Origin of the sequence: Pseudomonas sp. zfem002, assembly GCF_032621685.1 — a bacterium.
In the GTDB taxonomy this organism is placed as follows: domain Bacteria; phylum Pseudomonadota; class Gammaproteobacteria; order Pseudomonadales; family Pseudomonadaceae; genus Aquipseudomonas; species Aquipseudomonas japonica.
Genome location: NZ_JAVYJH010000004.1, coordinates 1 through 24350, shown reverse-complemented (window position 1 = coordinate 24350; position 24350 = coordinate 1). Strand labels below are relative to the sequence as shown.

The following is a 24350-nucleotide window of genomic DNA, read 5'->3' as shown; positions in this document are numbered from 1 at the left end:
CGGGGGCGCTTTGCGSCCCCGACTGGTTCAGATCAATGGTGGGCGTCACCCGCCTTGCCATCCAGCGAAATCCGCACGTTCTGCATCATGCCCTGGTCCTCGTGGTCGAGGATGTGGCAGTGCAGCACGAACTCGCCGATGTAGCGCTGGTAACGGGTCTTCACGTAGACGGTGTAGTACTTGTTGCTGTCCTTGTTCAGCGGCTTGACGAACAAGGTGTCCTTCCACACGCCCTGGAGACCGGCGTACTGCGTATCGCCATCCACAGGGTCCTTGGCACCCGGCGCACTGAGATCGGTACCGTCCGGCCCGATGATCTTCTCGATCTGGAACGGGTTGACGTGGATATGGAACGGATGCCCGGCCACCGCCGATTGCAGTACCCAACGCTGCGTATCACCCAGCTTCAGCTCGCGCTTGACCTGTGCCGGGTCGTAAGGCGCGGCATCGTCGGCAGTGGTGCCAACAGCGAACTGGGTCTGGCCATCCTTCTTGAAGATGTTGAACACCAGACGCTGTTCTTCCCCGACCAACTCGCTGTCCTCGATGGTGCGATGGGGGACGAAGCTGGCCAGCGACATGTCTTTCTGCAGATCAGCAACCACTTTGTCGCGAACAGTACCTTCCGGCATGTTCACCTTCGCAGCGGCGACCAGCGTATCGCGGATGTAGTTGTCGCGATTGGTCACCGGCTGTCCGCCTTCGGCATCGACGAAACCGAGCAACTGGTGATCGTTGCTGAGCTGGGTCACGCCACCCGTGGCCGGTTCGGCCAGGTCGAGCACGCAATAGCGGCCTTTTTCCGGGAACGCCACCAGCAGATCGTTGCGATACCCCGGTTGCAGGGTCAGCTGATCCTTGTGCTGCGCCTTGGCGTAGGTCAGCCCGTCGGCAGCGATCACGTCGTAGGGCAGCGCAGTGCCGCTGCAGTTCTCGGCGATGAAGTCCGCCGCCTTGGCCGCCGCCACGCCCTTGATGCTCTGCTCGACAGCACTGTCCTTGAGTTTGACGAAGCGCAGATTGACGGTATCGCGGACCCCGGCGTGCACGACGCGCCAGCGCTGGACCTCGCCAGTGCGAGCTTCGAAGGTCGGCTGCACCTGGCCGTTGACGCTGGTGTAACGGCCGGAGGTCTCCCAGTCACCCGGTCCGAACTGGTCGTAGGACTCCACTACACCCACCTCGCCCTTGTTGCAGCTCCAGTCGACGACGTCCTCGCCCTTGTCGTTCTTTTTCTTCTTGATCGGACCATGACCGGCGGCTCCGACGCAGGCATAGGGGATCTGTTGCAGAACCAGCAGGCGCTCGACGAAGTCCTGACCGGCAATCGGCTTGAGCAACGTATCGATGTCGCCGTTGGACGCTGCCGTCGGCAGGCGATCGCCACGAATGATCAGGGCGCCAGCCATGCCGCTACCCACCTGCAGTGCGGTGGAGCCATGCAGGTGCGGGTGGTACCAGAACGTACCGGCCGGGTGATCGGAGGGAATGTTGTATTCGTACTGGAATTTCTGCTGCGGCTTGATCTTCAGCAGCACGTTGTCGCTGTTACCCGTCGGGCTGACCCACAAACCATGGGAATGCAGGTTGGTGCCGTTGAAACAATGCGGGGTGTTGACCGGCAGGCCACTGACCTGGCAGCTCGGGTCTGTCGGCAGGCGGTTATCGAGATTGATCCGCACGGTATCGCCCGGCGTGACCTCGATGGTCGGTGCGACGAAGGGTGTGCGCGGATCGACGTCAGTACCGTGGTAACTGCGCAGATACACCGGCACCTGCTGCTGGGTGGCCGGGTCGTAGATGAAGTTGTTGGTGTATTCGATGGTCAGGTCCAGCAGCCGCTCATGGCCTGCGTGCGGATTGAGCACGGCATTGGCCGGCGCCGTCGATTTCATCAACAGGGTGCCCCGGGCTTCCTTGAGGGTCGGCGCGAGTTGCTGAATGGACGGCGGGTTGCTGAAGGTCCGTGCCTGCTCTTGTGCCTGGACCGTTGCCCCGGCGCACATCAGCGCCAGCGCACTGAGGCCGAATGGCCAGTTTCGGTGAAGTCCTGTCATGCCAATTGCTCCTGCAGCGTTTCGTCGGAAACGAAAATGAGGCGGGCATGGGCCAGACTCCCCGTCTGTCATGACCGCCATTGGCGCAGGGGAAAGCGCGGGTCATCGACCCGGGTCGGAAAAGGTTGTGGCTAAGTGCTATCCCTGCGCCGCCAACCCTAGTGAAAACAGGGGCCAGAGCGCAACAGAAAAAGATCGAGGCACAAACGAAAAAGGGCACCCTTGTGAGGTGCCCTTCTTCTGAAGATGGTCGGGGTAAGGGGATTCGAACTCCTGACATCCTGCTCCCAAAGCAGGCGCGCTACCGGACTGCGCTATACCCCGGTAAAAAAAAGGCACCCAGAAGGCGCCTTTTTCATTGGCTGGGCGCTAATGGCGTTCCAGCCTTTTAAGATTCGAACCCAGCGAACCGGACTCGAAAATGGTGGGTCGTGTAGGATTCGAACCTACGACCAATTGGTTAAAAGCCAACTGCTCTACCAACTGAGCTAACGACCCAAAAATGGTCGGGGTAAGGGGATTCGAACTCCTGACATCCTGCTCCCAAAGCAGGCGCGCTACCGGACTGCGCTATACCCCGGCTTGAAATTTGGCTCCGCGACCTGGACTCGAACCAGGGACCCAATGATTAACAGTCATTTGCTCTACCGACTGAGCTATCGCGGAACTATCAATTTCAGTACTGCAATTTCGAACGCTGTATCACTACCGCTTCGAACCCTTCGACCTTGTGCATCGCTGCGTTCATGTCTCTGAGGCGCGTCATTCTACAACCTTCAAAACCTTTGTCAACCCCCAATTTGCATTCAACTTACTGATTTGCAACTTGTTTTCAGATTTCCCAAAACGGCTGGAAAACCGGGATGACTTACAGCGGGGCGCACTTTACAAGCACTCGAAAGAAAATGCAAAGAAAAAAGGCCTCGAATTTCGAGGCCTTGTCTGCAGAGCGCGAAAACTCAGGCGAAGACGATCTCCTCGCCCTCCACTTTCGCCGTGATCGGGGTGCCAGGCAGGAAGCGGCCTGCCAGGATCAACTGCGCCAGCGGGTTCTCGATCCAGCGCTGGATCGCCCGTTTCAGCGGCCGTGCACCGTAGACCGGGTCGTAGCCGACAGCGATCAGCTTGTCGAGCGCCTCCGGACTCAGCTCCAGGCTCAGCTCGCGCTCGGCCAGACGGCTGCGCAGGCGGCCGAGCTGGATCTGCGTGATGCCGGCGATCTGCTCCCGGCCCAGCGGCTCGAACACCACCACTTCGTCGATCCGGTTGATGAACTCCGGCCGGAAGTGCGCACCCACCGCGTCCATCACCGCGGCACGCTGCGCCTCACGGTCGCCCACCAGGTCCTGGATCTGCGCCGAACCGAGGTTGGAGGTCATGACGATCACGGTATTGCGGAAATCCACCGTGCGTCCGTGACTGTCGGTCAGGCGGCCGTCCTCCAGCACCTGCAGCAGCACGTTGAACACATCCGGGTGAGCCTTCTCCACCTCGTCCAGCAGCACCACCGAGTACGGCTTGCGACGCACGGCCTCGGTCAGGTAGCCACCTTCCTCATAACCGACATAGCCCGGTGGCGCACCGATCAGACGAGCCACGGAGTGCTTCTCCATGAACTCGGACATATCGATGCGCACCATCGCTTCCTCGGTGTCGAACAGGAACTCCGCCAGCGCCTTGCACAGCTCGGTCTTGCCGACACCGGTCGGGCCGAGGAAGAGGAACGAGCCGCTGGGGCGGTTCGGATCGGACAGTCCGGCACGGGAACGCCGTACCGCGTTGGCCACGGCCACTACCGCCTCGTCCTGGCCGATCACCCGCTCGTGCAGCAGGTTTTCCATCTTCAGCAGTTTTTCCCGCTCGCCCTCGAGCATCTTCGCCACCGGAATACCGGTCCACTTCGACACCACCTCGGCGATTTCTTCCTCGGTGACCTTGTTGCGCAGCAACTGGTTTTCGGACTTGCCGTGCTGGTCGACCATCTGCAGGCTGCGCTCCAGGTCCGGGATCACCCCGTACTGCAGCTCGGCCATGCGGCTCAGATCACCCTTGCGACGGGCAGACTCCAGTTCCTGGCGCGCCTGCTCGATCTTCTGCTGAATCTGCGCCGAGCCCTGGACTTCGGCTTTCTCGGACGTCCAGACCTCTTCCAGGTCGGCATACTCGCGCTCCAGCCGGGCGATTTCCTCGGTGAGCTTCTCCAGGCGCTTGATCGCCGCCTCGTCGTCCTCTTTCTTCAAGGCCTGGGATTCGACCTTGAGCTGAATCAGCCGGCGCTCGAGACGATCCAGCACTTCAGGCTTGGAATCGATCTCCATGCGGATGCGGCTGGCGGCTTCGTCGATCAGGTCGATGGCCTTGTCCGGCAGTTGCCGATCGGTGATATAGCGATGGCTGAGCTTGGCCGCGGCGATGATCGCGCCGTCGGTGATGGCCACCTTGTGGTGCACTTCATAGCGTTCTTTCAGGCCGCGGAGGATGGCGATGGTGTCTTCCTCGCTCGGCTCTTCCACCAGCACCTTCTGGAAACGCCGCTCCAGGGCCGCGTCCTTTTCGATGTACTGGCGGTATTCGTTCAGCGTGGTGGCCCCGACGCAATGCAGCTCACCGCGGGCCAGGGCCGGCTTGAGCATGTTGCCGGCATCCATCGAGCCCTCGCCCTTGCCGGCGCCGACCATGGTGTGCAGTTCGTCGATGAACAGGATGATCTGGCCTTCCTGCTTCGACAGTTCGTTGAGCAGCGCCTTGAGCCGCTCCTCGAATTCGCCGCGGAACTTGGCGCCGGCGATCAAGGCGCCCATGTCCAGGGACAGCAGGCGCTTGCCTTTCAGGCCGTCCGGCACTTCACCATTGATGATGCGCTGGGCCAGGCCTTCGGCGATGGCGGTCTTGCCGACGCCAGGCTCGCCGATCAGTACCGGGTTGTTCTTGGTGCGGCGCTGCAGGACCTGCACGGTACGGCGGATCTCGTCGTCACGGCCGATCACCGGATCGAGCTTGCCTTCCTCGGCACGCTTGGTCAGGTCGATGGTGTACTTGTCCAGGGCCTGGCGCGATTCCTCGGCGTTGGGGTCGTTCACCGCCTCACCGCCGCGCAGGTTGGCGATGGCGTTTTCCAGGGCCTTCTTGCTCACGCCCTGTCCGAGCAGGAGCTTGCCCAGCTTGCTGTTCTCGTCCATGGCGGCGAGCAGTACCAGTTCGCTGGAAATGAACTGGTCGCCCTTCTGCTGGGCCAGGCGATCGGCCTGGTTGAGCAGGCGCGCGAGGTCCTGCGACATGTTGACGTCGCCGGTGGGGTTCTGGATTTTCGGCAGTTGGTCGAGCTCTTTGCTCAGGGCCGCGCGCAGGCTGGGGATGTCGAAACCGACCTGCATCAGCAGCGGCTTGATCGAACCGCCCTGCTGGTCAATCAGCGCCTGCAACAGGTGCGCGGGCTCGATGGCCGGATGATCCATGCCCACGGCCAGGGATTGGGAATCGGAGAGCGCCAGCTGAAGTTTGCTGGTCAAACGGTCTATACGCATGGGTTACCTTCCTTTAATGGGCAGGCCGGAGCGATGGACACACCTGATGAAGAAAAGCCTGCCTGAGATACCACAATAGATGTGGATCATTCTGGAAGATTCAAGCGTAGACGGGTTGATTCAGGTCAGCGGGTGGCAAGCCAGATCAGCGAGGCGAAGCGGCCGGTGGTGGCGGCCCGACGATAGGAGAAGAAGCGCGGGTCGGTAACGGTGCAGTAACCGCCACCGTAAACGGCGTTGACGCCACGGGCAGCGAGACGGATACGGGCCAGGGCATAGATGTCGGCGATGAACTTGCCCGGCTGCGCGCCCGGCACGAAGGCAGCATCGGCCTGCGGGTGAACCGCGATGAACGCCTCGCGCACCTCGGCCCCGACTTCGAACGCCTGCGGGCCGATGGCCGGGCCGAGCCAGACCAGTACGTCGGCCGGATCCAGCGCCAGGGTATCCAGGGTCGCCTCCAGCACGCCGCCAACCAGTCCGCGCCAGCCAGCGTGAGCCGCGGCAACGCGGGTACCGGCACGGTCGCAGAACAGCGCCGGCAGGCAATCGGCGGTCATCACCGTGCAGGCGATGCCCGGGGTGTCGGTCCAGCTGGCATCCGCTTCGGCAATCACCTGGGGATCGGCGTATGCCACTGCCAGGCCATGTACCTGCTTGAGCCAGGCCGGGCGCGCGGCGCATTCGGCGGTCAGGCGCCGACGGTTCTCGGCGACTGCGTCCGGCGCATCGCCGACATGGTCACCGAGGTTGAACGTTTCGTAGGGAGACTGGCTGACCCCGCCCGCCCGCGTGGTCACGCAGGCACGCACTCCGGCCGGCGCTGGCCAGTCCGGAATCAGCAGGCTGGGGCTCAGGTCGCTCATCCGATGAAGGCCTCGCGGTCCTGCTTGAGCAGGGACAGCAGCCAGACGAAGTCATCCGGCAGCGGCGATTGCCATTTCATGCGTTCCCCGGTCACCGGGTGCTCCAGTTCCAGGAACCGCGCATGCAGGGCCTGGCGCGGGAAGGTCTTGACCGCCTCGACCATGGTCGGGCTGGCCGCCGGCGGAATGCGAAAACGCCCGCCATAGACGGGATCGCCGACCAACGGGAAGTTGACGTGAGCCATGTGCACGCGAATCTGGTGGGTACGCCCGGTTTCCAGCTTGACCCGCACATGGGTATGGGAACGGAAGCGCTCCAGCACGCGGTAGTGGCTGACCGCCGGCTTGCCGCCCTCGGTCACCGCCATGCGCTGGCGCTGGCCGCCGTGACGACCGATGGGCGCATCGATCTTGCCGCCCGCGGTCACCACACCGACCACGATGCATTCATAGATGCGGCTGACGCTGCGGCTCTGCAACTGGGCGACCAGGCTGGTCTGCGCCTGCAGGGTCTTGGCCACCACCATCAGACCGGTGGTGTCCTTGTCGAGACGGTGGACGATGCCGGCGCGCGGCACGTTGACGATGTCCGGCACGTGGTGCAGCAGCGCGTTGAGCAGCGTGCCGTCGGCATGCCCCGCCGCCGGGTGGACCACCAGACCGGCGGGCTTGTTGATCACCAGGATCTGGTCGTCTTCGTAGACGATGTCCAGCTCGATCGCCTGCGCGACCCACTCGCCCTGGGCCTCCTGCTCGGCCTGCAGGGCCAGCACGGAACCGTTGTGGACGATGTCACGCGGCCGCATGACGTTGCCGTCGACGGTCAGCAGGCCTTCTTTGATCCAGGCGGAAAGGCGCGAGCGCGAATGCTCGGCGAACAATTGGGCGGCGACCTGGTCGAGGCGTTGACCGCCCAATTCGGACGGCACCTCTGCGCTAAGTTGAATGATCTCGGACATGCTCTGACAAGGCGACGGCACAGCCTTTGGTTTCGGCTGCGCGCTTGTGGTTAAATACGGCGTCTTTTACCCCGGGTGTGCTCCGCGGGGTGCTCATCATAACAGGACGGCCGTGCCCAAGACAGCGGCCGTCATAGGGACGCAAGCCGCCATGCAAGTGAAACACCTGCTGCTGATCGCCATCCTCGGACTCACCGCTGCTTGTTCTTCGAAGGAAGTCGTCGACGAAAACCTGAGCGAAGCCGAGCTGTACCAGCAGGCGCAGGCCGACCTGGACAACAACAGCTACACCAGCGCCACGGCCAAGCTGAAGGCCCTGGAGTCGCGCTATCCGTTCGGCCGCTACGCCGACCAGGCGCAGCTGGAGCTGATCTACGCGAACTACAAGAATGCCGAGCCGGAGGCCGCCAAGTCCGCCGCCGAGCGTTTCATTCGCCTGCATCCCCAGCACCCGAACGTCGATTACGCCTACTACCTGAAAGGCCTGACTTCGTTCGACCAGGACCGCGGTCTGCTGGCCCGTTTCCTGCCGCTGGACATGACCAAGCGCGACCCGGGTGCCGCCCGCGACTCCTACAACGAGTTCGCCCAGCTGACCAGCCGTTTCCCGAACAGCCGCTACGCGCCTGATGCCAAGCAGCGCATGATCTACCTGCGCAACCTGCTGGCTTCCTACGAAATCCACGTCGCCGACTACTACCTGACCCGCCAGGCCTATGTCGCCGCCGCCAACCGTGGCCGCTACGTGGTCGAGAACTTCCAGGAAACCCCATCCGTCGGCGACGGCCTGGCGGTGATGGTCGAGGCCTATCAGCGCCTGCACCTGGACGAACTGGCTGCCACCAGCCTGGAAACCCTGAAGCTGAACTACCCCGATCACCCGAGCCTGGTCGACGGCCAGTTCGTACCGCGCCAGGAAGAAGCCGACAACCGCGGCTGGCTGTCCCGCGCCACCCTGGGCCTGATCAACACCGCGACGCCGCTGCCACCGGGCGAAACCCGCGCCAACCAGGACGTGATCAAGCAGTACGAAGACGCCAAGGAAGCCATCCCGGAAGAACTGCTGCCGAAAGATGGCGACGCCGTGCAGGAAGAGAACCACGAAGCCGAAGGCAACAACGATGACCGCTCCTGGTTCAGCTACATGACCTTTGGCGTGTTTGACTGACCGCGCCGAAAACGAAAAAAGGGAAGCTTGGGCTTCCCTTTTTTATTGGCCGCGGATCAGCGCTCTTCTACACTGGCGCATCTTCGTCGAAATAAGCTGGACACCATGGTTCGTCTACTTTTCTGGATTGCCCTGATCGCCGCCGCCTTCTGGCTGTGGCGCAAGTTCAAGGCCGGCAACGCCGCCTCCTCCACCCCGTCGCAGGACACCACACTGAAGATGGTGCGCTGCGCCCATTGCGGCGTGCACCTGCCGAACGACCGCGCCCTGCATCGCGGCAACGAGTGGTATTGCAGTACCGCCCATCTGGAACAGGGCCCCAGCGACAAGCACTGAGGCCTCCGGCGTCGCTCAGCGTGCCTGCAGGCGACCCGCGGGTGCGTAGGGCGCCGGGTCGATGATCGGTTCACGACCAACGAGCAGATCGCTGAACAACTGGCAGGACGCTGGCGCCAGCACCAGACCGTTACGGTAATGCCCGCAGTTCAGCCACAGCCCCTCGCAACCCGGCACGCGGCCGATGTACGGAATCCCCTCCGGCGAACCGGGACGCAGCCCGGCCCAGTGCCCCACCGGCTCGGCATCGGCCAGCGCGGGCAACAGCTCGATCGCGGAGGCGCGCAGGCTCTCCAGCGCTTCGGCGGTCGGCGTCTTGTCGTAGCCGGCATGTTCCAGGGTGCTGCCCACCAGGATGTGGCCATCACGCCGCGGAATCGCATAACGGCCTTTGGCCAGGACCATGCTCGGCAGAAAATCCTCGGCGCACTTGAACAGGATCATCTGGCCCTTGACTGGCTCCACCGGCAAGTCGAAGCCCAGCGAGCGCAGCAGATCACCGCTCCAGGCACCGGCGGTCAGCACCACTTCATCAGCCTCGATGGTGCCCTCGACGGTCTGCACACCGCTAATCCGCTCGCCTTCGCGGACGAATGCGGTGATCGCGCAATGCTCCTTGAGGGTGACATTGGGCAGCGCCTGCAGCGCTGCCTTCAGCGATTTGAGCAGGCGCGGATTACGCACGTTGGCAACGCCAGCCATGTACACCGCGCTCTCGAAACCCGGACCGAGCACAGGCACCGCGGCATAGGCCTCGGCGACCGCCACCTTGCTCAACGGCCGCCCTTCCCGCTGCGCCCAGGCAAGGGCGTCGGCCTCGTCATCCAGATCTAGCCAGTACAGGCCGGTGACATGCACCTGCGGATCGATCCCGGTGCTGGCATGCAGCCGCTCGCCAAGCTGTGGATAGAAGTCCTGCGACCAGTGTGCCAGGGCCGTCACCGCCGGACTGTAGCGCCATGGGTAGAGCGGCGAGACGATACCGCCGCCGGCCCAGGACGATTCGCCGCCCAGGTCGCCCTTGTCACAGACGATCACCCGATCGACCTCCGCGGCCAGATTGAATGCCGTCAGCAGACCGATCACACCGCCACCCACAATCACTACTTGCTTGGTCATCTGTAGATCCAGTACCCGAATGAATGACTTCAGCCGCCCCAGCAGTCCCTCTCGGCTGCCGCGCCGCGTCCTGGATTGGCGCGCACGCCACGGTGATCGAGTTCGAAATCGCCACAGGCATCGAAGGCCATCGCGCCACCAGGGCGCCGGGTGGCACTCAGCAGGTAGCTGTCGGCTTCGCGCCGGGCATGCAGGCTGTAATGGACGTTGCCGTCCGGCAGCGGGACCGTGGCCGCGTCGCTGTCGAGGTAGCGACCGGTCCGGGAATGGTGCCGCTCCAGGTGCTGCGCGCTTTCGTACAGGATCCCGGCTATTTCCGTGCGCGCGGCCTTGCGGACCATTTCGCTGTAGCTGGGGTAGGCAATGCCCGCCAGCATGCCGACCAGGGCCACGACAATCAACATTTCAATCAGGCTCAGGCCAATCTGCGTGCGCTGCATCAAGACTCCCGGGAAATCTCGCGCCAGGCGATCCGCCGGGCAGGCCCATCATTCGGTGGCAACGGCAAGGCCACGACACTTTCCAGTACCACCCGCGCCTGACGCTCCTCGGCTACCGCAGTGACGCGAAACAGGGTGACCGGCAGCCCGTCCGCCATGCCCCGGGCACGCTCGGTCCGGCCCAGGTTCTGGATCAGGTAGCGTCCGGAACCCTGGTGCTGCCAGGGGAGCGCCGCGCCGGGGGTCGTCACATCGAAAGGTGGCAGGCAAAAGCCGCATGGCTCAGGGGCAGCGCCAGGCAAACGGGCCTCGCCAGCGCGCAGGAGGCTTTCGGCGGTTTCCAGTGCCTGCAGCGATGCCAGCAGGTTACCGACCATGCGGGTCTGCTGCGTACTCGCCTGCAGCGCCAGCAGGCCAAGCAAGCCCAACAGTGCGACGAGCATGACGCTCAGCGCGAGCACCGCGCCGCGCTGCCTGTTCATGCCGCTCATGGACGCGGGTTGCGCAAGGCAACCACCAGTTCGTAGGTCTGGGCCCGCACCCGCTGTCCGGGATCGCCCAGGGTCAGGCCGAGCTTGATCCGGTCATCGTCCCGGCGGACCTCGAACCGCTGCACATTGTCGACCAGTACCGCGTTGGCACCACCACTGCGCAACTGCAACTGACCCGCGTCGAGCCGGTAGCGCTGCTGGCGTACGGGAATCGCGAACATGCCCGGACCCGGGCTGGCAGTCCCCGCGACGACCTGCGCCCGGGCCAGGCAGTCGGTAAGCAGGGTCCAATCATGCCGCCCACCCAACTCGCCCGCCTGCGCGCTGACCAGGGTCAGGCTGCGCAGATTGCCATCGCTTGCCACTTCGAGCCCGACCGGCTGGGCGAACACCCTGGCCATGGCCACATCGGCGAAGGTCATCGCGTCCTCTCGCAGGCAGCCAAAACTACCTGCCATGCGGATATCCCGGGCCAGCCGATGCAAGACCAGGTACGCATCCTCCTGCAAGCGTGCGGCCGCCTGCTGCGCCTGCCAACCGTGCAACGCGCCGATGAAGATCCGGCTGCCGCCCAACAGAAGCAGCAATCCGAGGCTCATGGCGAGCAACACTTCGAGCAGACTGAATCCCGCCATTGCCCTCACCATGGCACCCCCAGCTCGATGAGCCGTGAACCGCCCCCCGCCCGCTCATCGCTCCAGCCCACCGTCACCTGACGCCCACCCTGACGGAGTTCGCCCCGCCCGGCAGCGCCGGCGAAGGCCTCGATCTGCCGCTGGAACTCGAGCTGGTCGGCGCCATCGACACCGCGTGTCGAACGCGCCCGCTCCAGCATGCCGTGGGCAATCCAGGCCGCCTGGCTGGCCATGCGGGCGCTATCCGTCCCTTGCAGCGAACGCATCTGCAGCCCCGCCGCGCCTATCAGTCCCACCGCTATCAACACCTGTGCCACCAGCACTTCGAGCAGACTCAGGCCCTGTTGCCCCTTCCTTGTCATCCCCATCTCCCGCGAATTTTCCTCGACCTGCTGCCAACCCGGCCGACTCGACGCCGGTCAGGCCATGCAGGAACCTAAGCGAAGCACTTCCAGGGAGGAATGCACGATGAAGCAACAGGGAGTAACACTGATCCAGATGCTCTTCGCCGTAGGGCTGTTGGCCTTACTGACATCGCTCGGAACATCGACCTACAGCCGAATGAGCCACGACCTTCAGCAACAGGCCATCGCGGAGAGCCTCGCCCAGGCCCTGCGCGCCACACGCAGCGAGGCCTTGCTGCGTAACCAGGTGGTCATGCTGCGAGCGATCGAGGGTGACTGGAGCAAGGGTTGGCAAATACTGCTGGAGCGCAGCGACATGCCGTTGTTACGAGAGTATTCGACGAGGGGAAACATCAGGGTGGTGGGCAATCAACCGGTCGCGCAGCGAGTGCGCTTCTCGGGGCTGGGGGTGCCCCTGCGTGAAAGTGGCGCTTTCCTGTCCGGGACGCTGCAAGTGTGCGCGGCGCCCGGTCAGGACAGGCTGTATCAGGTCGTGCTGTCACCCAGCGGGCGAGTCCGCGTGCGTCATGCGCCCACGAACAAGCCCCTGTGCGAACGCCTCAACTGACGTTACGGACCCGCAGTTCCTTGGGCATGGAGAACGTCACATTCTCTTCACGCCCATCCAGCTCTTGCGCGCCACTGGCACCCCAGTCGCGCAATTGCTGGATCACACCACGTACCAGTACCTCCGGTGCCGAGGCACCGGCGGTGATGCCGATCCGCTCGACCCCATCGAACCAGGCGCGCTGCAGATCCTCGGCACCATCGATGAGGTAGGCCGGGGTGGACATACGCTCCGCCAGCTCACGCAGGCGGTTGGAGTTGGAGCTGTTCGGGCTGCCGACCACCAGTACCACATCACACTCGTCAGCCAGTTGCTTGACCGCGTCCTGGCGGTTCTGGGTGGCATAGCAGATATCGTCCTTGCGCGGCCCGCCAATGCTCGGGAAGCGCGCGCGCAGGGCGTCGATGACGCGGCTGGTGTCGTCCATCGACAGGGTGGTCTGGGTGACGAACGCCAGCCTCTCGGGGTTCCGTACCTGCAATTGGGCGACATCTTCCTCGTCTTCGACCAGGTAGATGGAACCGCCATTGCTGGCATCGTACTGCCCCATGGTGCCCTCGACCTCCGGATGCCCGGCATGGCCGATGAGGATGCACTCCTTGCCGTCACGGCTGTAGCGCGCGACCTCGATATGCACCTTGGTCACCAGCGGGCAGGTGGCGTCGAACACCTTGAGGCCACGACCGGCCGCTTCCTGGCGCACGGCCTGGGAAACGCCGTGGGCGCTGAAAATGACGATGACATCGTCCGGCACCTGGTCCAACTCCTCGACGAAGATGGCGCCGCGGGCGCGCAGGTCTTCGACGACGAACTTGTTGTGCACGACCTCGTGGCGGACGTAGATCGGTGGCCCGAAGACCTCCAGCGCACGATTGACGATTTCGATCGCCCGGTCCACGCCAGCGCAGAAGCCACGGGGGTTGGCGAGTTTGATCTGCATGAGGAACTCCCGGCTCAGATGGCCTTCACCTCGAGGATCTCCACCTCGAAGCTCAGGGTCTTGCCAGCCAGCGGATGGTTGAAATCGACGGTCACCTGGGCGTCGTCGAAGGCCTTCACCACACCCGGCAGCTCGGCGTTCGCGGCATCGTTGAAGATGACCAGCAGGCCTTCGGACAGCTCCATGTCCTGGAACTGCGAGCGTGGCATGACCTGCACGTTCTGCGGGTTGGGCTGACCGAAGGCATTCTCCGGGGCAACGGTGACATTGCGTTTGTCACCGGCCTTGAAGCCGAAGATCGCCGCTTCGAAGCCCGGCAGCAGGTTGCCGTCGCCGACCTTGAACACCGCCGGAGCCTTGTCGAAGGTGCTGTCGACGGTATCGCCGTTTTCCAGATGCAGCGCGAAGTGCAGGGTGACTTCGGTGTTCTGGCCGATACGGGTGTCACTCATGGACAGGTTCTCCGGACTTTTTGCTCTTGAACATATCCAGCGCGAGCATCACCGCACCGACGGTGATGGCGCTGTCGGCCAGGTTGAAGGCCGGGAAGTACCAGCGGTTCTGCCAGTGAACGAGGATGAAGTCGATCACGTGGCCGAGCACGATACGGTCGTACAGGTTGCCCAGGGCGCCGCCGAGGACCAGGGCCAGCGCAACGGCCAGCCAGGTTTCGTTGCGGCCCAGGCGCTTGAGCCAGACCACCAGCACCGCGCTGACCACCAGGGCGATCAGGGCGAACAGCCAGCGCTGCCAGCCGGAGCTGTCAGCCAGGAAGCTGAAAGCGGCGCCGGTGTTGTAGGCCAGGGTCCAGCTGAAGTAGTCGGGAATGACCACGATCTGCTGGTACAGGCTCAGCGAACCCTCGAAGTAGAACTTGCTGGCCTGGTCGAGGACCAGGACCAGCAGGCTCAGCCACAGCCAGGCAAGGCGTCCGAAACGCCCCGCAGCCACATTAGGCATAGTGACGCACCTCGCCGCTGCCACTGATGTTGTCGACACAGCGTTCGCAGATTTCCGGATGCTCCGGGTTGGCCCCGACATCGGCGCGGAAGTGCCAGCAACGGCCGCACTTGGCGTGACCGGACTTGACCACCTTCAGCTTGAGGCCAGCCACTTCGGTGACCACGGCATCGGCCGGCGCTTCGACGAACGGTGCGACGCTGGCGGCCGAGGTGATCAGCACGAAGCGCAGCTCGTTGCCCAGCTTGCCCAGGTCGTTGCCCAGGGCCTCGTCGGCGAACAGGGTCACTTCGGCCTGCAGGTTGCCACCGATGGCCTTGGCCGAACGCTGGTTCTCCAGTTCCTTGTTGACCGCCGCCTTCACCGCCATCACCCGATCCCAGTAGGCCCGATCCAGCTCGGTACCTTCCGGCAGTTCGCTCAGGCCCTGGTACCAGGTATTGAGCATCACCGACTCGTTGCGCTCGCCCGGCAGGTACTGCCACAGCTCGTCGGCGGTGAAGGCCAGGATCGGCGCGATCCAGCGCACCAGCGCCTCGGCGATGTGGTACAGCGCGGTCTGGCAGGAACGCCGGGCGACGCTGTTGGCGCCGGTGGTGTACTGACGGTCCTTGATGATGTCCAGGTAGAAGCCGCCCAGCTCCTGCACGCAGAAGTTGTGGATCTTCGAGTAGACGTTCCAGAAACGGTATTCGCCGTAGTGCTCTTCCAGTTCGCGCTGCAGCAGCAGGGTACGGTCGACAGCCCAGCGGTCCAGGGCCAGCATGTCGTCGGCCGGCAGCAGGTCGCGGGCCGGGTCGAAGCCGGACAGGTTGGACAGCAGGAAGCGCGCGGTATTGCGGATGCGGCGATAGGCATCGGCGCTGCGCTGAAGGATCTGCTCGGACACCGCCATCTCGCCGGAGTAGTCGGTAGCGGAAACCCACAGGCGCAGGATGTCGGCGCCCAGGGTGTCGTTGACCTTCTGCGGCTCGATGGTATTGCCCAGCGACTTGGACATCTTGCGGCCGTTTTCGTCGACGGTGAAACCGTGGGTCAGCAGCTCGCGATACGGCGCGTGGTTGTCGATGGCGCAACCGGTCAGCAGCGACGAGTGGAACCAGCCGCGGTGCTGGTCGGAACCTTCCAGGTACAGGTCGGCGCGCGGACCGGTCTCGTGGCCGATGCTGTGCGAGCCACGCAGTACGTGCCAGTGGGTGGTGCCGGAGTCGAACCAGACGTCGAGGGTGTCGGCGATCTTGTCGTACTGCGCGGCCTCGTCACCGAGCAGCTCGGCGGCGTCCATCCTGAACCAGGCTTCGATGCCTTCCTGTTCGACGCGCTTGGCCACTGCTTCCATCAGCTCGACGGTGCGCGGGTGCAGCTCGCCGGTCTGCTTGTTGAGGAAGAACGGAATCGGCACGCCCCAGTTGCGCTGACGCGAAATGCACCAGTCGGGACGGTTGGCGATCATCGAGTGCAGACGCGCCTGGCCCCAGGCCGGCACGAACTTGGTCTCTTCGATGGCTTTCAGTGCGCGTTCGCGCAGGGTATCGCCGTTGTCCGGCTGCTTGTCCATACCGACGAACCACTGCGCGGTGGCGCGGTAGATCAGCGGGGTCTTGTGGCGCCAGCAGTGCATGTAGCTGTGGCTGATGGTCTCGGTGAACATCAGCGCGCCCACTTCGGTCAGCTTCTCGACGATATGCGGGTTGGCTTTCCAGATGAACTGGCCACCGAAGAACTCCAGCGAATCGACATAGACACCGTTGCTCTGCACCGGGGTCAGGATGTCGTCGTTGACCATGCCATAGCGCTTGCAGGTGACGAAGTCGTCCTCGCCATAGGCAGGCGCGGAGTGAACCACACCGGTACCGGCGCCCAGTTCGACGTAGTCGGCCAGGTAGACCGGCGACAGGCGGTCGTACAGTGGATGGCGGAAGTTGATCAGCTCCAGGGCCGAACCCGGCGCGGTGGCGATCACCGAACCTTCCAGCGAGAAGCGTTTCAGGCAGGACTCGACCAGTTCCTCGGCGAGGATCAGCAGTTTGTCACCGACGTCGACCAGGGCGTAGGCGAACTCCGGATGGATGTTCAGCGCCTGGTTGGCCGGAATGGTCCACGGGGTGGTGGTCCAGATCACGATGGACGCCGGCTTGGCCAGCGCCGACAGGCCGAACGCGGCAGCCAGCCTGGCTTCGTCGACGGCCTTGAAGGCCACGTCGATGGCCTGGGATTTCTTGTCGGCGTATTCGACCTCGGCCTCGGCCAGCGCCGAACCGCAATCGAAACACCAGTTGACCGGTTTCAGCCCCTTGAACACGAAGCCGTGCTTGACCATCTCGGCCAGGGCACGGATCTCGCCGGCCTCGTTGGCGAAGCTCATGGTCTTGTACGGGTTGTCCCAGTCACCCAGCACGCCCAGGCGGATGAACTCGGCCTTCTGCCCTTCGATCTGCTCGGCGGCGTAGGCACGGCACAGTTCGCGGGTCTTGTCCGCGGTCAGGTGCTTGCCGTGGGTGACCTCGACCTTGTGCTCGATCGGCAGGCCGTGGCAGTCCCAGCCCGGGACGTACGGGGCGTCGAAGCCGGACAGGGTCTTGGAGCGGACGATCATGTCCTTGAGAATCTTGTTGAGCGCGTGACCGATATGAATCTTGCCGTTGGCATAGGGCGGGCCGTCGTGCAGGACGAACTTCGGACGATCCTGGCCAATTTCGCGCAGCTTCTGGTACAGGCCAATACTGTCCCAGCGCTGCAGGATCTGCGGTTCGCGCTGTGGCAGGCCGGCCTTCATCGGGAAGGCGGTGTCCGGAAGGTTTAGCGTGGCTTTATAGTCGGTCATTTCAGGCTCTTCGTTAGCGGTTGAGCGTGCCAATGGGCACGTGCGGCGGCGATATCCGCATCGATCGCCGACTTGAGCGCCTCCAGGGAGGCGAAGCGCTGCTCGTCGCGCAGCTTGTGGTGGAATTCCACCGTCAGGCGCCGGCCATAGAGATCACCGGCGAAATCCAGCAAATGCACTTCCAGGTGAGCGCTGCCGTCGCCGGCAACGGTCGGGCGCACGCCGATGTTGGCGACACCCGGCCACACCTTGCCATCGACCTGCGCACTGACCAGGTACACCCCGCTCAGCGGCACGCGGCGACGCTTGAGTTGTACGTTGGCAGTCGGCGTACCCAACTGCCGGGCCAGCTTCTGGCCGTGCAGGACCCGCCCGCGGATGCGGAACGGCCGCCCCAGCAGACGCTCGGCCAGGGCGAAATCCGCGGCGGCCAGGGCATCACGGACCTGGGTGCTGCTGACCCGCAGGCCATCCAGCTCGACGGTCTGCGCCGCCTCCACGGTGAAGCCGTGGCGCTGGCCGGCGTTCTGCAGGAAGACGAAATCACCCAGACGGTCGCAGCCGAAACGGAAGTCGTCACCCACTTCGAGATGCTTCACGCCGAGGCCGTCGACCAGGATGGTCTCGACGAACTCGTCGGCGCTGAGCTTGCTCAAACGCTGGTTGAAGGCCAGGCACAGGACCCGGTCGACGCCTTCGGCGGCGAGCAGGGCGACCTTGTCCCGCAGTCGTGCAAGTCGCGCCGGAGCGCTTTGCGGGGCGAAATACTCGCGCGGCTGTGGCTCGAAAATCACCACGCAGCTGGGCACGCCCAGCTCCGCCGCTCGCTCACGCAGGCGCGCCAGGATGGCCTGGTGACCGCGGTGAACTCCGTCGAAGTTGCCGATAGTAGCAACGCAGCCCCGGTGCCGGGGGCGAAGGTTTTGAAGGCCTCGAACCAGCTGCATAACGCGCTTCTTGCTCATAAAGTGGTCGATTATAACCACACCCGGGCGCTGACGACAGGCAGCAGCGCGATGCCGGGACGCCGATTGTGCAAAACCGACGCCCGGCCCGCGCCGTCCGTCAGTGCAGCGCCTTGCGGGCGAAGTCCCGGGGGCGGAAGCCGAACAGGAACAGGCTGCCGAAATAGGTCACGATGCCAGCGCCGATCAATGCGCCGAGGCGCAGGAAGCGCATCAGCATCTGCCCGTCCGCCCAGAGCGGCATGAAATGCATGCCGACCAGCAGCACGGCGGACATCAGCAGTACGGCGACCACCAGCTTGACCAGGAAGCCGGTCCAGCCCGGCTGTGGCTCGAACAGGCGCTGCTGGCGCAGTTTCCAGAACAACAGCCCGGCATTCAGGCAGGCACCGACACTGATCGCCAGGGCCAGGCCGGCATGCTGCAGGGGGCCGATGAAAACCAGGTTGAGCAATTGCGTGGACACCAGGGTGAAAATGGCGATCTTCACCGGCGTACGGATGTTCTGCTGGGCATAGAAGCCGGGCGCCAGGACCTTGACCATGATGATGCCGAGCAGACCCACCGAGTAGGCGATCAGCGCGCGCTGGGTCATCTGCGCGTCGAAGGCACTGAACTTGCCGTACTGGAACAGCGCCACGGTCAGCGGTTCGGAGAGGATCGCCAGGGCCAGGGAACACGGCAGCACCAGGAGAAAGCACAGGCGCAGGCCCCAATCGAGAATCTGCGAATACTGCTGGCGATCCTTGTTGGCGTAGGTCTTGGCCAGGGTCGGCAGGAGGATGGTGCCCAGTGCCACACCGAGTACCCCGGATGGCAGCTCCATCAGGCGGTCGGCGTAATACATCCAGGACACCGAACCGGCCACCAGGAACGACGCGAAGATGGTGTTGATGATCAACGAGATCTGACTGACCGATACCCCGAGAATCGCCGGCAGCATCTGTTTCAAGACTCGCCAGACCCCGGTGTCGCGCAGGTTCACCCGCGGCAGTACGAGCATGCCGATCTTCTTCAGGTGCGGCAGTTGATACAGCAACTGCAGCAGGCCGCCCGCCAGCACGGCCCAGCCCAGGGCCATCACGGGCGGATCGAAGTACGGGGTCAGGAACAGCGCGAAGAAGATCATCGCAACGTTGAGCAGGGTCGGCACGAAGGCCGGGACCGAGAAGCGGTTCCAGGTATTGAGGATCGCGCCGGCCAGGGACGACAGCGAAATCAGCAATATATAAGGAAAGGTCACCCGCAGCAGGTCGGTGGTCAGCTGGAATTTCTCCTCGCTGTCGACGAAACCCGGCGCCGTGGCCCAGACGATCCAGGGCGCAGCCAGCACGCCCAGGGCGGTGACCAGCGCCAGGACCAGGGTCAACAGGCCGGAAACGTAGGCGATGAACGTCCGCGTGGCCTCCTCGCCTTGCTGGGTCTTGTATTCGGCGAGGATTGGCACGAACGCCTGGGAAAACGCACCTTCGGCGAAGATCCGGCGCAGCAGGTTGGGCAGCTTGAAGGCGATGAAGAAGGCGTCGGTGGCGACTCCGGCGCCGAAAATCCGCGCCAGGATGGTGTCACGGACAAAACCCAACACCCGCGACACCATGGTGATGGAGCTGACCGCAGCCAGGGATTTGAGGAGATTCATCGAAAGTTTTTCACGCCGTTTGATGAAGTGCAGGCCGAATGTCATCCGGATATGCAATAATGCGCGCCGCGCAAAACAGGCAGCGCAAAAGCTCCCGAGTTTACAGGTCGTGCACCAGAAGGGAATCATCCCGATGGAGAGATTGACCACTGGGCGGAACCCCGTCCATGGCCTTGACAACCGGTCAACTCATCGGCATGATTCGCGGCCTATTTTGTTTGCTATTTACCAAGTCTTTCGAGGAGCTCGACGGTGGCCAACTCACCTTCCGCCAAAAAACGTGCAAAACAGGCTGAGAAGCGTCGCAGCCACAACGCCAGCCTGCGTTCCATGGTCCGCACCTACATCAAGAATGTAGTCAAGGCCATCGACGCAAAAGACGCCGAAAAAGCGCAAGCTGCTTACATCCTGGCTGTACCTGTAATCGACCGTATGGCCGACAAGGGTATCATCCACAAGAACAAGGCTGCTCGCCATAAAGGCCGTCTGAATGGCCACATCAAGGCGCTGAAAGCTGCTGCCTAAGCGACAAGCTTGTTGTTGAAAAACCGACCTTAGGGTCGGTTTTTTATTGACCGCGATTCGTTGCTGCAGCACCAAAGAAAAAGGCCCGGGTGATCACTCACCCGGGCCTTTTTTCTATTTACCGAGAGGTATCTTCGGCGCCCATTGCAGCCACTCCTCCTCCGCCTTGTCGAACAGGGCGAAGGTCTGTTGCGGCAGCGCCGGCTTGCCCATCTGCTCGCCATCCGGCGTGGCAAAGGCGATACCGCCCTGGATCAGGGTTTCAAGGGACTCAGTGCGGATCGTCGCGCCCTTGATCAGACCGAACTCGAAGCCGAAGCCACTACTGTTCCAGAAGCGGCTACCACCACGCACCAGAGACGCATAGCGTGGCTCGATCAGGACATGGATCAGCACCCGGTCGGCGGTCTGGCCCAGTTCGAAGCCGGTAACCTTGCCAACGGGAATCTCGCGATAGGTAACCGGCACCCCCGCCTTGATCGAACCACGCCGCGCCGCGCTCAACGTCAAGGCCAGGCCTTCGGGCGGACCAATGACCTCGGGCGCCTCGGGCAAGGCGGTGAAATCACGTTGCGGCCCTTTGTTGACCGCCGCCGGTTGCACCTCCAGGTACTGACCGGTGACCAGTGTCGCCAGGTTCTCGGTCTTGACGATGCCCAGCGCCGGCTTGACCACCCAGAACTGCGTACCAACCCGGGCGATGCGCTCCGGCACCTCCGTGATACGCGCCTTGAGCAGCACGGATTGCAGATCGGCACTCAGGTCGACGCCTTCCACCTTGCCAATATCCAGCCCCTTGAAGCGAATCGGCGTTCCCACTTTCAAGCCATCGGCATCTGCCACCCTGATGGTGATCGGGATACCCGAGAGGTTCGCCGCTTCCTGATTTTCGTGCAGACGGAAAGTCGGAATACGCCGTTTGAGCGCAACGTTCGGCGTTGGCGTATCGAAGGAGATGCCGCCCGCCATCAGGCTCTGCAACGATTCACTCTTGATCTGGATACCCGACAAACTTCCCGTCAGGGTGATGCCACTGGCATTCCAGAAGCGTGTGGAACCGTTGACCAGACCAGCGTACTCCGGCTCGATGTGTACACCGATCAGCAGGCGCTTCTGGTGTTTGCGCGAGAACTGGTAGCTCTGCACGGTACCGACCTTCACCTGGCGATAGAGAATCGGACTGCCGACCTCCAGCGAACCGAGGTTGTCACTGAACAGCACCAGGTGCAGGCCCGGCGCTTTCAGATCGAGGGGTGGCGCCTTGGCCCTGGCTTCGAACTCACGCTGTGGTGCCGCGCCCTTGTCGCCAGGACGCACGGCAATGTAGTTGCCTTTGACCAGGGCCTCCAGGCCAGTGATACCGGCCAGGGAAATCGATGGCTTGACCACCCAGAACTGGGTGCCCTGGACCAGGTAGTCTTCCGCCAATGGATCGAGGGTCAGCTCGGCCATGGCGCTGTTCAGATCGGATTCGACCTTCAGCGCCTTCAATGTGCCAACCTGAATCCCCTTGTACATCACCGGCGTACGACCCGCCTGCAGGCCTTCGAAATCGCTCAGTTTGACCTTCACCCGGATACCGGCCTGGGCCGCGTCGAAGTCCTCGAACAGACGGAACGGCAGGCTCGGATCAGTGGGCGGGCTGTCCTTGCGATGCTCCGGGGTAGCGAACGCGATACCACCGGCGACGATACTGGCCAGCGACTCGCTGTGGATCTTCACCCCGGACAGGCTGGCATCGACACTGACACCGCTGGCATTCCAGAAGCGCGTATGTTTACGCACCAGGGATGCATAGGCCGGTTCGATGAAGACCTTGATCTCCACGGTGCCCTGATCTTCAGCGAGGCGATAGCTCTTCACCCGGCCGACCTGGATCTGCTTGTAGAACACCGGGCTATCACGGTTCAGTGAGCCCAGTCGATCGGCCTTGAGGGTCACGTGGAGGCCCGGCTCGCTATCGGACAGCGGCGGCGCCTCCGGCAAGGCGACGAAGCGTTTGGTCGGCTCGCCATCGCCGGGACTGACCGCAATGTAGTTGCCGGAAACCAGAGTCTCCAGACCGGTGATACCGGCCAGGCTCACACTGGGCTTGACCAGCCAGAAGCGGGTGTTGGTCAACAGGTGCGGCTCCGCCGCGGGATTCATCTCGATGGTGGCGATCACCCCGGTATTGCTGCCCTCGGCATCCAGCACCAGGTGCTTGACCTTGCCCACCGGCATGCCCTTGTAGACCACTTCGGTCTTGTTGGCGACGATACCCTCGCCGCTCTGGAAGCGGACCTCGATGTTCACGCCGGAATCCCGGTAGGCTTGCCAGCCAAGCCAGCCACCGATCACCAGCGCGATCAGGGGCAAAATCCAGATAGCCGACCAGTTCGAGGCTGGGCGGGTTCTCGCCGTAGGCAAATCATCACTCATGGTCGTCGTCCGACTCCGTGTTATCCCAGATCAGTCGGGGATCGAAAGTTACTGCTGCGAGCATCGTCAGTATCACCACACTGGCAAAGGCAACCGCCCCCAGATTGGCCTCGACACTGGCGATGCGCCCGAAATTCACCACTGCCACGAGAATGGCGATGACGAAGATGTCCAGCATCGACCAGCGCCCGATGAACTCGATGAAACGATACATCAGGATACGTTGGCGAGCAGACAAGGGTTGATGACGCTGCACTGAATAGAGCAGCAAAGCGATGCCGACCAGCTTGAAGGTCGGCACCAGGATACTGGCGATGAACACCACCGCGGCAATCGGCAGCATGCCGTGCTTCAACAGGGTGATGACACCGGACATGATGGTGTCAGGGCTACCCTGGCCCAAGGCACTGACGGTCATGATCGGCAGCACGTTCGCGGGAATGTAGAGAATCGCCGCGGTGATCAGCAGCGCCCAGGTCCGGACGAGACTGTTCGGCCGACGCGCATGCACGATGGCACCGCACCGTGTACAGGTTTGCGCCGTGGCGCCAGGCTCTTGCCGGTTGAGCTCATGACACTCGCAGCAAATCAGGATTCCGGCATCAATCGCCCGCATGTGGATCTTCTCCTGACAATGCCACCCAGATCTGGTGTGGCGACATCACCACCTCCAACCACACCTGGACCAGCAACAGACTGATAAAACACAACAGACCCAGGCCAAGGCTAAGCTCCGCCAGGTCCACCAACTTGACGATCGCAACCAGCACCCCCATGAAGTAGACCTCGAGCATGCCCCAGTCGCGAAGGTGGTGATAAATACGATAGAGCAGCAATCCATAGCTCCTGCCGATATTCCAGCGAATGCTCAAGAGCACCGCAAACTGGCACAGCAGTTTGAGCAACGGGATAGCCATGCTGCAGAGGAACACCACCACCGCAACGCCACGCATGCCGGAGTCATACAGACCCAGCACACCGCTCCATACCGTGTCGTTGGCGCTTTGCCCCAGCAAATGGAGCTGCATGATGGGCAAGAAGTTCGCCGGGACGTAGAGCATCAGAGCAGCCAGCACCAGGGCCAGACTGCGATGCACTACGTTGTGTCGGTGGGCATACAGCTCATAGCCACAACGCGGGCAATGAGCCTTCTCATCCCGCTTGAGCACCGGCTTGCGCATCAGCAGGTCGCACTCGTGACACGCCACCAACTCATCCAGCGGCAGGTTCGCGAGGGGCCGGGAATCAACAGGGTCGGACATAGGAAAATTCTGAGTAACGGCGTCGGGCTCTATTCTAGTGCTCTTGCTCTGATTTGTGGGAACGCCACGAGAGCCGGCACCGAAAAGGAAGTGATATCACGCAAAGACAAAACCCCTACCTGCATCAGCAGATAGGGGTTTCGGAATTGAATCTTGACGATGACCTACTCTCACATGGAGAAGCTCCACACTACCATCGGCGATGCGTCGTTTCACTGCTGAGTTCGGGATGGGATCAGGTGGTTCC

At 63.0% G+C, this 24350-nt stretch carries 22 protein-coding genes, 4 tRNA genes and 1 rRNA gene; 4 read left to right on the top strand and 23 right to left on the bottom strand.

Translation table 11 applies throughout. The annotated features are described in order from the left end of the window. Nucleotides 1–32: 32 nt before the first annotated feature. From RTI28_RS07615 to rluD, 8 genes are all read right to left on the bottom strand, one after another. On the bottom strand, nucleotides 33–2057 hold the full coding sequence (locus RTI28_RS07615; RefSeq protein ID WP_316919886.1) for a multicopper oxidase family protein: 2025 nt from the start codon (nucleotides 2055–2057) through the stop codon (nucleotides 33–35). A gap of 247 nt (nucleotides 2058–2304) precedes the next feature. Then, a tRNA-Pro gene (locus RTI28_RS07610) sits at nucleotides 2305–2381 on the bottom strand. Between the two features lie 98 nt (nucleotides 2382–2479). After that, nucleotides 2480–2555 (bottom strand) — tRNA-Lys (locus RTI28_RS07605). A 5-nt stretch (nucleotides 2556–2560) separates the two neighbouring features. After that, nucleotides 2561–2637: transfer RNA gene (locus RTI28_RS07600), tRNA-Pro, on the bottom strand. 10 nt (nucleotides 2638–2647) lie between these two features. Beyond that, a tRNA-Asn gene (locus RTI28_RS07595) sits at nucleotides 2648–2723 on the bottom strand. A 293-nt stretch (nucleotides 2724–3016) separates the two neighbouring features. Beyond that, entirely contained in the window at nucleotides 3017–5581 is a 2565-nt protein-coding gene (clpB, locus tag RTI28_RS07590) for an ATP-dependent chaperone ClpB (protein ID WP_316919885.1), read from the bottom strand. Between the two features lie 125 nt (nucleotides 5582–5706). Then, nucleotides 5707–6447 carry a peptidoglycan editing factor PgeF gene (pgeF, locus tag RTI28_RS07585; RefSeq protein ID WP_316919884.1) on the bottom strand — a complete coding sequence of 247 codons (741 nt, stop codon included), beginning with the start codon at nucleotides 6445–6447 and terminating at the stop codon, nucleotides 5707–5709. Further along, nucleotides 6444–7406, bottom strand: a complete 963-nt coding sequence (gene rluD / locus RTI28_RS07580; RefSeq protein ID WP_316919883.1) for a 23S rRNA pseudouridine(1911/1915/1917) synthase RluD — start codon at nucleotides 7404–7406, stop codon at nucleotides 6444–6446. Before rluD ends, pgeF begins: the two co-directional genes overlap by 4 nt. Nucleotides 7407–7557: 151 nt before the next feature. Here rluD and RTI28_RS07575 point away from each other — a divergent pair, with 151 nt between their 5' ends. Both RTI28_RS07575 and RTI28_RS07570 read left to right on the top strand, forming a co-directional pair. Further along, complete coding sequence (locus RTI28_RS07575) at nucleotides 7558–8574, top strand: outer membrane protein assembly factor BamD (RefSeq protein ID WP_042127438.1); 1017 nt, start codon at nucleotides 7558–7560, stop codon at nucleotides 8572–8574. Nucleotides 8575–8679: 105 nt separating this feature from the next. Further along, nucleotides 8680–8910: a PP0621 family protein gene (locus RTI28_RS07570; RefSeq protein ID WP_042127436.1), complete on the top strand. Its 231-nt coding sequence runs from the start codon at nucleotides 8680–8682 to the stop codon at nucleotides 8908–8910. 15 nt (nucleotides 8911–8925) lie between these two features. On the opposite strand, the gene thiO is transcribed toward RTI28_RS07570, so the two are convergent. From thiO to pilV, 5 genes are read right to left on the bottom strand one after another with little or no spacing between them, the layout of a single operon-like run. Continuing rightward, nucleotides 8926–10029: a glycine oxidase ThiO gene (gene thiO / locus RTI28_RS07565; protein ID WP_316919882.1), complete on the bottom strand. Its 1104-nt coding sequence runs from the start codon at nucleotides 10027–10029 to the stop codon at nucleotides 8926–8928. A 29-nt stretch (nucleotides 10030–10058) separates the two neighbouring features. Next, complete coding sequence (locus tag RTI28_RS07560; protein ID WP_316919881.1) at nucleotides 10059–10469, bottom strand: type IV pilin protein; 411 nt, start codon at nucleotides 10467–10469, stop codon at nucleotides 10059–10061. Next, nucleotides 10469–10960, bottom strand: coding sequence for a hypothetical protein (locus RTI28_RS07555; RefSeq protein WP_316919880.1), 492 nt, complete (start codon nucleotides 10958–10960; stop codon nucleotides 10469–10471). Before RTI28_RS07555 ends, RTI28_RS07560 begins: the two co-directional genes overlap by 1 nt. Then, nucleotides 10957–11595, bottom strand: coding sequence for a hypothetical protein (locus RTI28_RS07550; protein WP_316919879.1), 639 nt, complete (start codon nucleotides 11593–11595; stop codon nucleotides 10957–10959). Before RTI28_RS07550 ends, RTI28_RS07555 begins: the two co-directional genes overlap by 4 nt. A gap of 5 nt (nucleotides 11596–11600) precedes the next feature. Further along, complete coding sequence (gene pilV, locus RTI28_RS07545; protein ID WP_316919878.1) at nucleotides 11601–11957, bottom strand: type IV pilus modification protein PilV; 357 nt, start codon at nucleotides 11955–11957, stop codon at nucleotides 11601–11603. Between the two features lie 106 nt (nucleotides 11958–12063). Between pilV and RTI28_RS07540 the strand changes: the two genes are divergently transcribed. Beyond that, complete coding sequence (locus RTI28_RS07540; RefSeq protein WP_316919877.1) at nucleotides 12064–12567, top strand: GspH/FimT family protein; 504 nt, start codon at nucleotides 12064–12066, stop codon at nucleotides 12565–12567. On the opposite strand, the gene ispH is transcribed toward RTI28_RS07540, so the two are convergent. The 6 genes from ispH to murJ form a co-directional block, all read right to left on the bottom strand. Then, nucleotides 12560–13507 carry a 4-hydroxy-3-methylbut-2-enyl diphosphate reductase gene (gene ispH, locus RTI28_RS07535; protein WP_042127422.1) on the bottom strand — a complete coding sequence of 316 codons (948 nt, stop codon included), beginning with the start codon at nucleotides 13505–13507 and terminating at the stop codon, nucleotides 12560–12562. The two genes, RTI28_RS07540 and ispH, sit on opposite strands and share 8 nt — an antisense overlap. A gap of 14 nt (nucleotides 13508–13521) precedes the next feature. Beyond that, nucleotides 13522–13959, bottom strand: coding sequence for an FKBP-type peptidyl-prolyl cis-trans isomerase (gene fkpB, locus RTI28_RS07530; protein ID WP_042127420.1), 438 nt, complete (start codon nucleotides 13957–13959; stop codon nucleotides 13522–13524). Then, nucleotides 13952–14467 (bottom strand): signal peptidase II, encoded by a 516-nt coding sequence (gene lspA, locus RTI28_RS07525; protein ID WP_316919876.1) that lies wholly within the window; start codon nucleotides 14465–14467, stop codon nucleotides 13952–13954. Before lspA ends, fkpB begins: the two co-directional genes overlap by 8 nt. Then, on the bottom strand, nucleotides 14460–17291 hold the full coding sequence (gene ileS, locus RTI28_RS07520; protein ID WP_316919875.1) for an isoleucine--tRNA ligase: 2832 nt from the start codon (nucleotides 17289–17291) through the stop codon (nucleotides 14460–14462). The genes lspA and ileS overlap by 8 nt, the downstream gene beginning before the upstream one ends. Then, entirely contained in the window at nucleotides 17288–18238 is a 951-nt protein-coding gene (ribF, locus tag RTI28_RS07515) for a bifunctional riboflavin kinase/FAD synthetase (protein ID WP_316919874.1), read from the bottom strand. Before ribF ends, ileS begins: the two co-directional genes overlap by 4 nt. A gap of 118 nt (nucleotides 18239–18356) precedes the next feature. Next, a complete protein-coding gene (gene murJ / locus RTI28_RS07510) occupies nucleotides 18357–19895 on the bottom strand; it encodes a murein biosynthesis integral membrane protein MurJ (RefSeq protein WP_316919873.1) in 1539 nt (512 codons plus the stop codon). A 252-nt stretch (nucleotides 19896–20147) separates the two neighbouring features. On the opposite strand from murJ, the gene rpsT reads away from it, so the two are divergent. Further along, nucleotides 20148–20420, top strand: a complete 273-nt coding sequence (rpsT, locus tag RTI28_RS07505) for a 30S ribosomal protein S20 (RefSeq protein WP_009403531.1) — start codon at nucleotides 20148–20150, stop codon at nucleotides 20418–20420. 114 nt (nucleotides 20421–20534) lie between these two features. Here the strand turns inward: rpsT and RTI28_RS07500 are convergent, their stop codons facing one another. The 4 genes from RTI28_RS07500 to rrf all read right to left on the bottom strand — a co-directional run. Next, nucleotides 20535–22841 carry a PqiB family protein gene (locus RTI28_RS07500; RefSeq protein ID WP_316919872.1) on the bottom strand — a complete coding sequence of 769 codons (2307 nt, stop codon included), beginning with the start codon at nucleotides 22839–22841 and terminating at the stop codon, nucleotides 20535–20537. Next, nucleotides 22834–23457: a paraquat-inducible protein A gene (locus tag RTI28_RS07495; protein ID WP_316919871.1), complete on the bottom strand. Its 624-nt coding sequence runs from the start codon at nucleotides 23455–23457 to the stop codon at nucleotides 22834–22836. The genes RTI28_RS07500 and RTI28_RS07495 overlap by 8 nt, the downstream gene beginning before the upstream one ends. After that, a complete protein-coding gene (locus RTI28_RS07490) occupies nucleotides 23444–24103 on the bottom strand; it encodes a paraquat-inducible protein A (protein WP_316919870.1) in 660 nt (219 codons plus the stop codon). The genes RTI28_RS07495 and RTI28_RS07490 overlap by 14 nt, the downstream gene beginning before the upstream one ends. A 151-nt stretch (nucleotides 24104–24254) precedes the next feature. Further along, a 5S ribosomal RNA gene (gene rrf, locus RTI28_RS07485) occupies nucleotides 24255–24350 on the bottom strand; the annotation flags it as partial.

What these genes read in the sequence shown, in the direction of transcription:
- RTI28_RS07560 (WP_316919881.1), bottom strand. Translation starts at nt 10,469, where the DNA reads ATGCAGCGCACGCAGATTGGCCTGAGCCTGATTGAAATGTTGATTGTC.
- thiO (WP_316919882.1), bottom strand. Translation starts at nt 10,029, where the DNA reads ATGACCAAGCAAGTAGTGATTGTGGGTGGCGGTGTGATCGGTCTGCTG.
- lspA (WP_316919876.1), bottom strand. Translation starts at nt 14,467, where the DNA reads ATGCCTAATGTGGCTGCGGGGCGTTTCGGACGCCTTGCCTGGCTGTGG.
- rluD (WP_316919883.1), bottom strand. Translation starts at nt 7,406, where the DNA reads ATGTCCGAGATCATTCAACTTAGCGCAGAGGTGCCGTCCGAATTGGGC.
- ribF (WP_316919874.1), bottom strand. Translation starts at nt 18,238, where the DNA reads ATGCAGCTGGTTCGAGGCCTTCAAAACCTTCGCCCCCGGCACCGGGGC.
- ispH (WP_042127422.1), bottom strand. Translation starts at nt 13,507, where the DNA reads ATGCAGATCAAACTCGCCAACCCCCGTGGCTTCTGCGCTGGCGTGGAC.
- RTI28_RS07575 (WP_042127438.1), top strand. Translation starts at nt 7,558, where the DNA reads ATGCAAGTGAAACACCTGCTGCTGATCGCCATCCTCGGACTCACCGCT.
- murJ (WP_316919873.1), bottom strand. Translation starts at nt 19,895, where the DNA reads ATGAATCTCCTCAAATCCCTGGCTGCGGTCAGCTCCATCACCATGGTG.
- ileS (WP_316919875.1), bottom strand. Translation starts at nt 17,291, where the DNA reads ATGACCGACTATAAAGCCACGCTAAACCTTCCGGACACCGCCTTCCCG.
- RTI28_RS07540 (WP_316919877.1), top strand. Translation starts at nt 12,064, where the DNA reads ATGAAGCAACAGGGAGTAACACTGATCCAGATGCTCTTCGCCGTAGGG.
- RTI28_RS07495 (WP_316919871.1), bottom strand. Translation starts at nt 23,457, where the DNA reads ATGCGGGCGATTGATGCCGGAATCCTGATTTGCTGCGAGTGTCATGAG.
- pgeF (WP_316919884.1), bottom strand. Translation starts at nt 6,447, where the DNA reads ATGAGCGACCTGAGCCCCAGCCTGCTGATTCCGGACTGGCCAGCGCCG.
- fkpB (WP_042127420.1), bottom strand. Translation starts at nt 13,959, where the DNA reads ATGAGTGACACCCGTATCGGCCAGAACACCGAAGTCACCCTGCACTTC.
- RTI28_RS07570 (WP_042127436.1), top strand. Translation starts at nt 8,680, where the DNA reads ATGGTTCGTCTACTTTTCTGGATTGCCCTGATCGCCGCCGCCTTCTGG.
- RTI28_RS07490 (WP_316919870.1), bottom strand. Translation starts at nt 24,103, where the DNA reads ATGTCCGACCCTGTTGATTCCCGGCCCCTCGCGAACCTGCCGCTGGAT.
- RTI28_RS07550 (WP_316919879.1), bottom strand. Translation starts at nt 11,595, where the DNA reads ATGGCGGGATTCAGTCTGCTCGAAGTGTTGCTCGCCATGAGCCTCGGA.
- clpB (WP_316919885.1), bottom strand. Translation starts at nt 5,581, where the DNA reads ATGCGTATAGACCGTTTGACCAGCAAACTTCAGCTGGCGCTCTCCGAT.
- RTI28_RS07555 (WP_316919880.1), bottom strand. Translation starts at nt 10,960, where the DNA reads ATGAGCGGCATGAACAGGCAGCGCGGCGCGGTGCTCGCGCTGAGCGTC.
- pilV (WP_316919878.1), bottom strand. Translation starts at nt 11,957, where the DNA reads ATGACAAGGAAGGGGCAACAGGGCCTGAGTCTGCTCGAAGTGCTGGTG.
- RTI28_RS07615 (WP_316919886.1), bottom strand. Translation starts at nt 2,057, where the DNA reads ATGACAGGACTTCACCGAAACTGGCCATTCGGCCTCAGTGCGCTGGCG.
- RTI28_RS07500 (WP_316919872.1), bottom strand. Translation starts at nt 22,841, where the DNA reads ATGAGTGATGATTTGCCTACGGCGAGAACCCGCCCAGCCTCGAACTGG.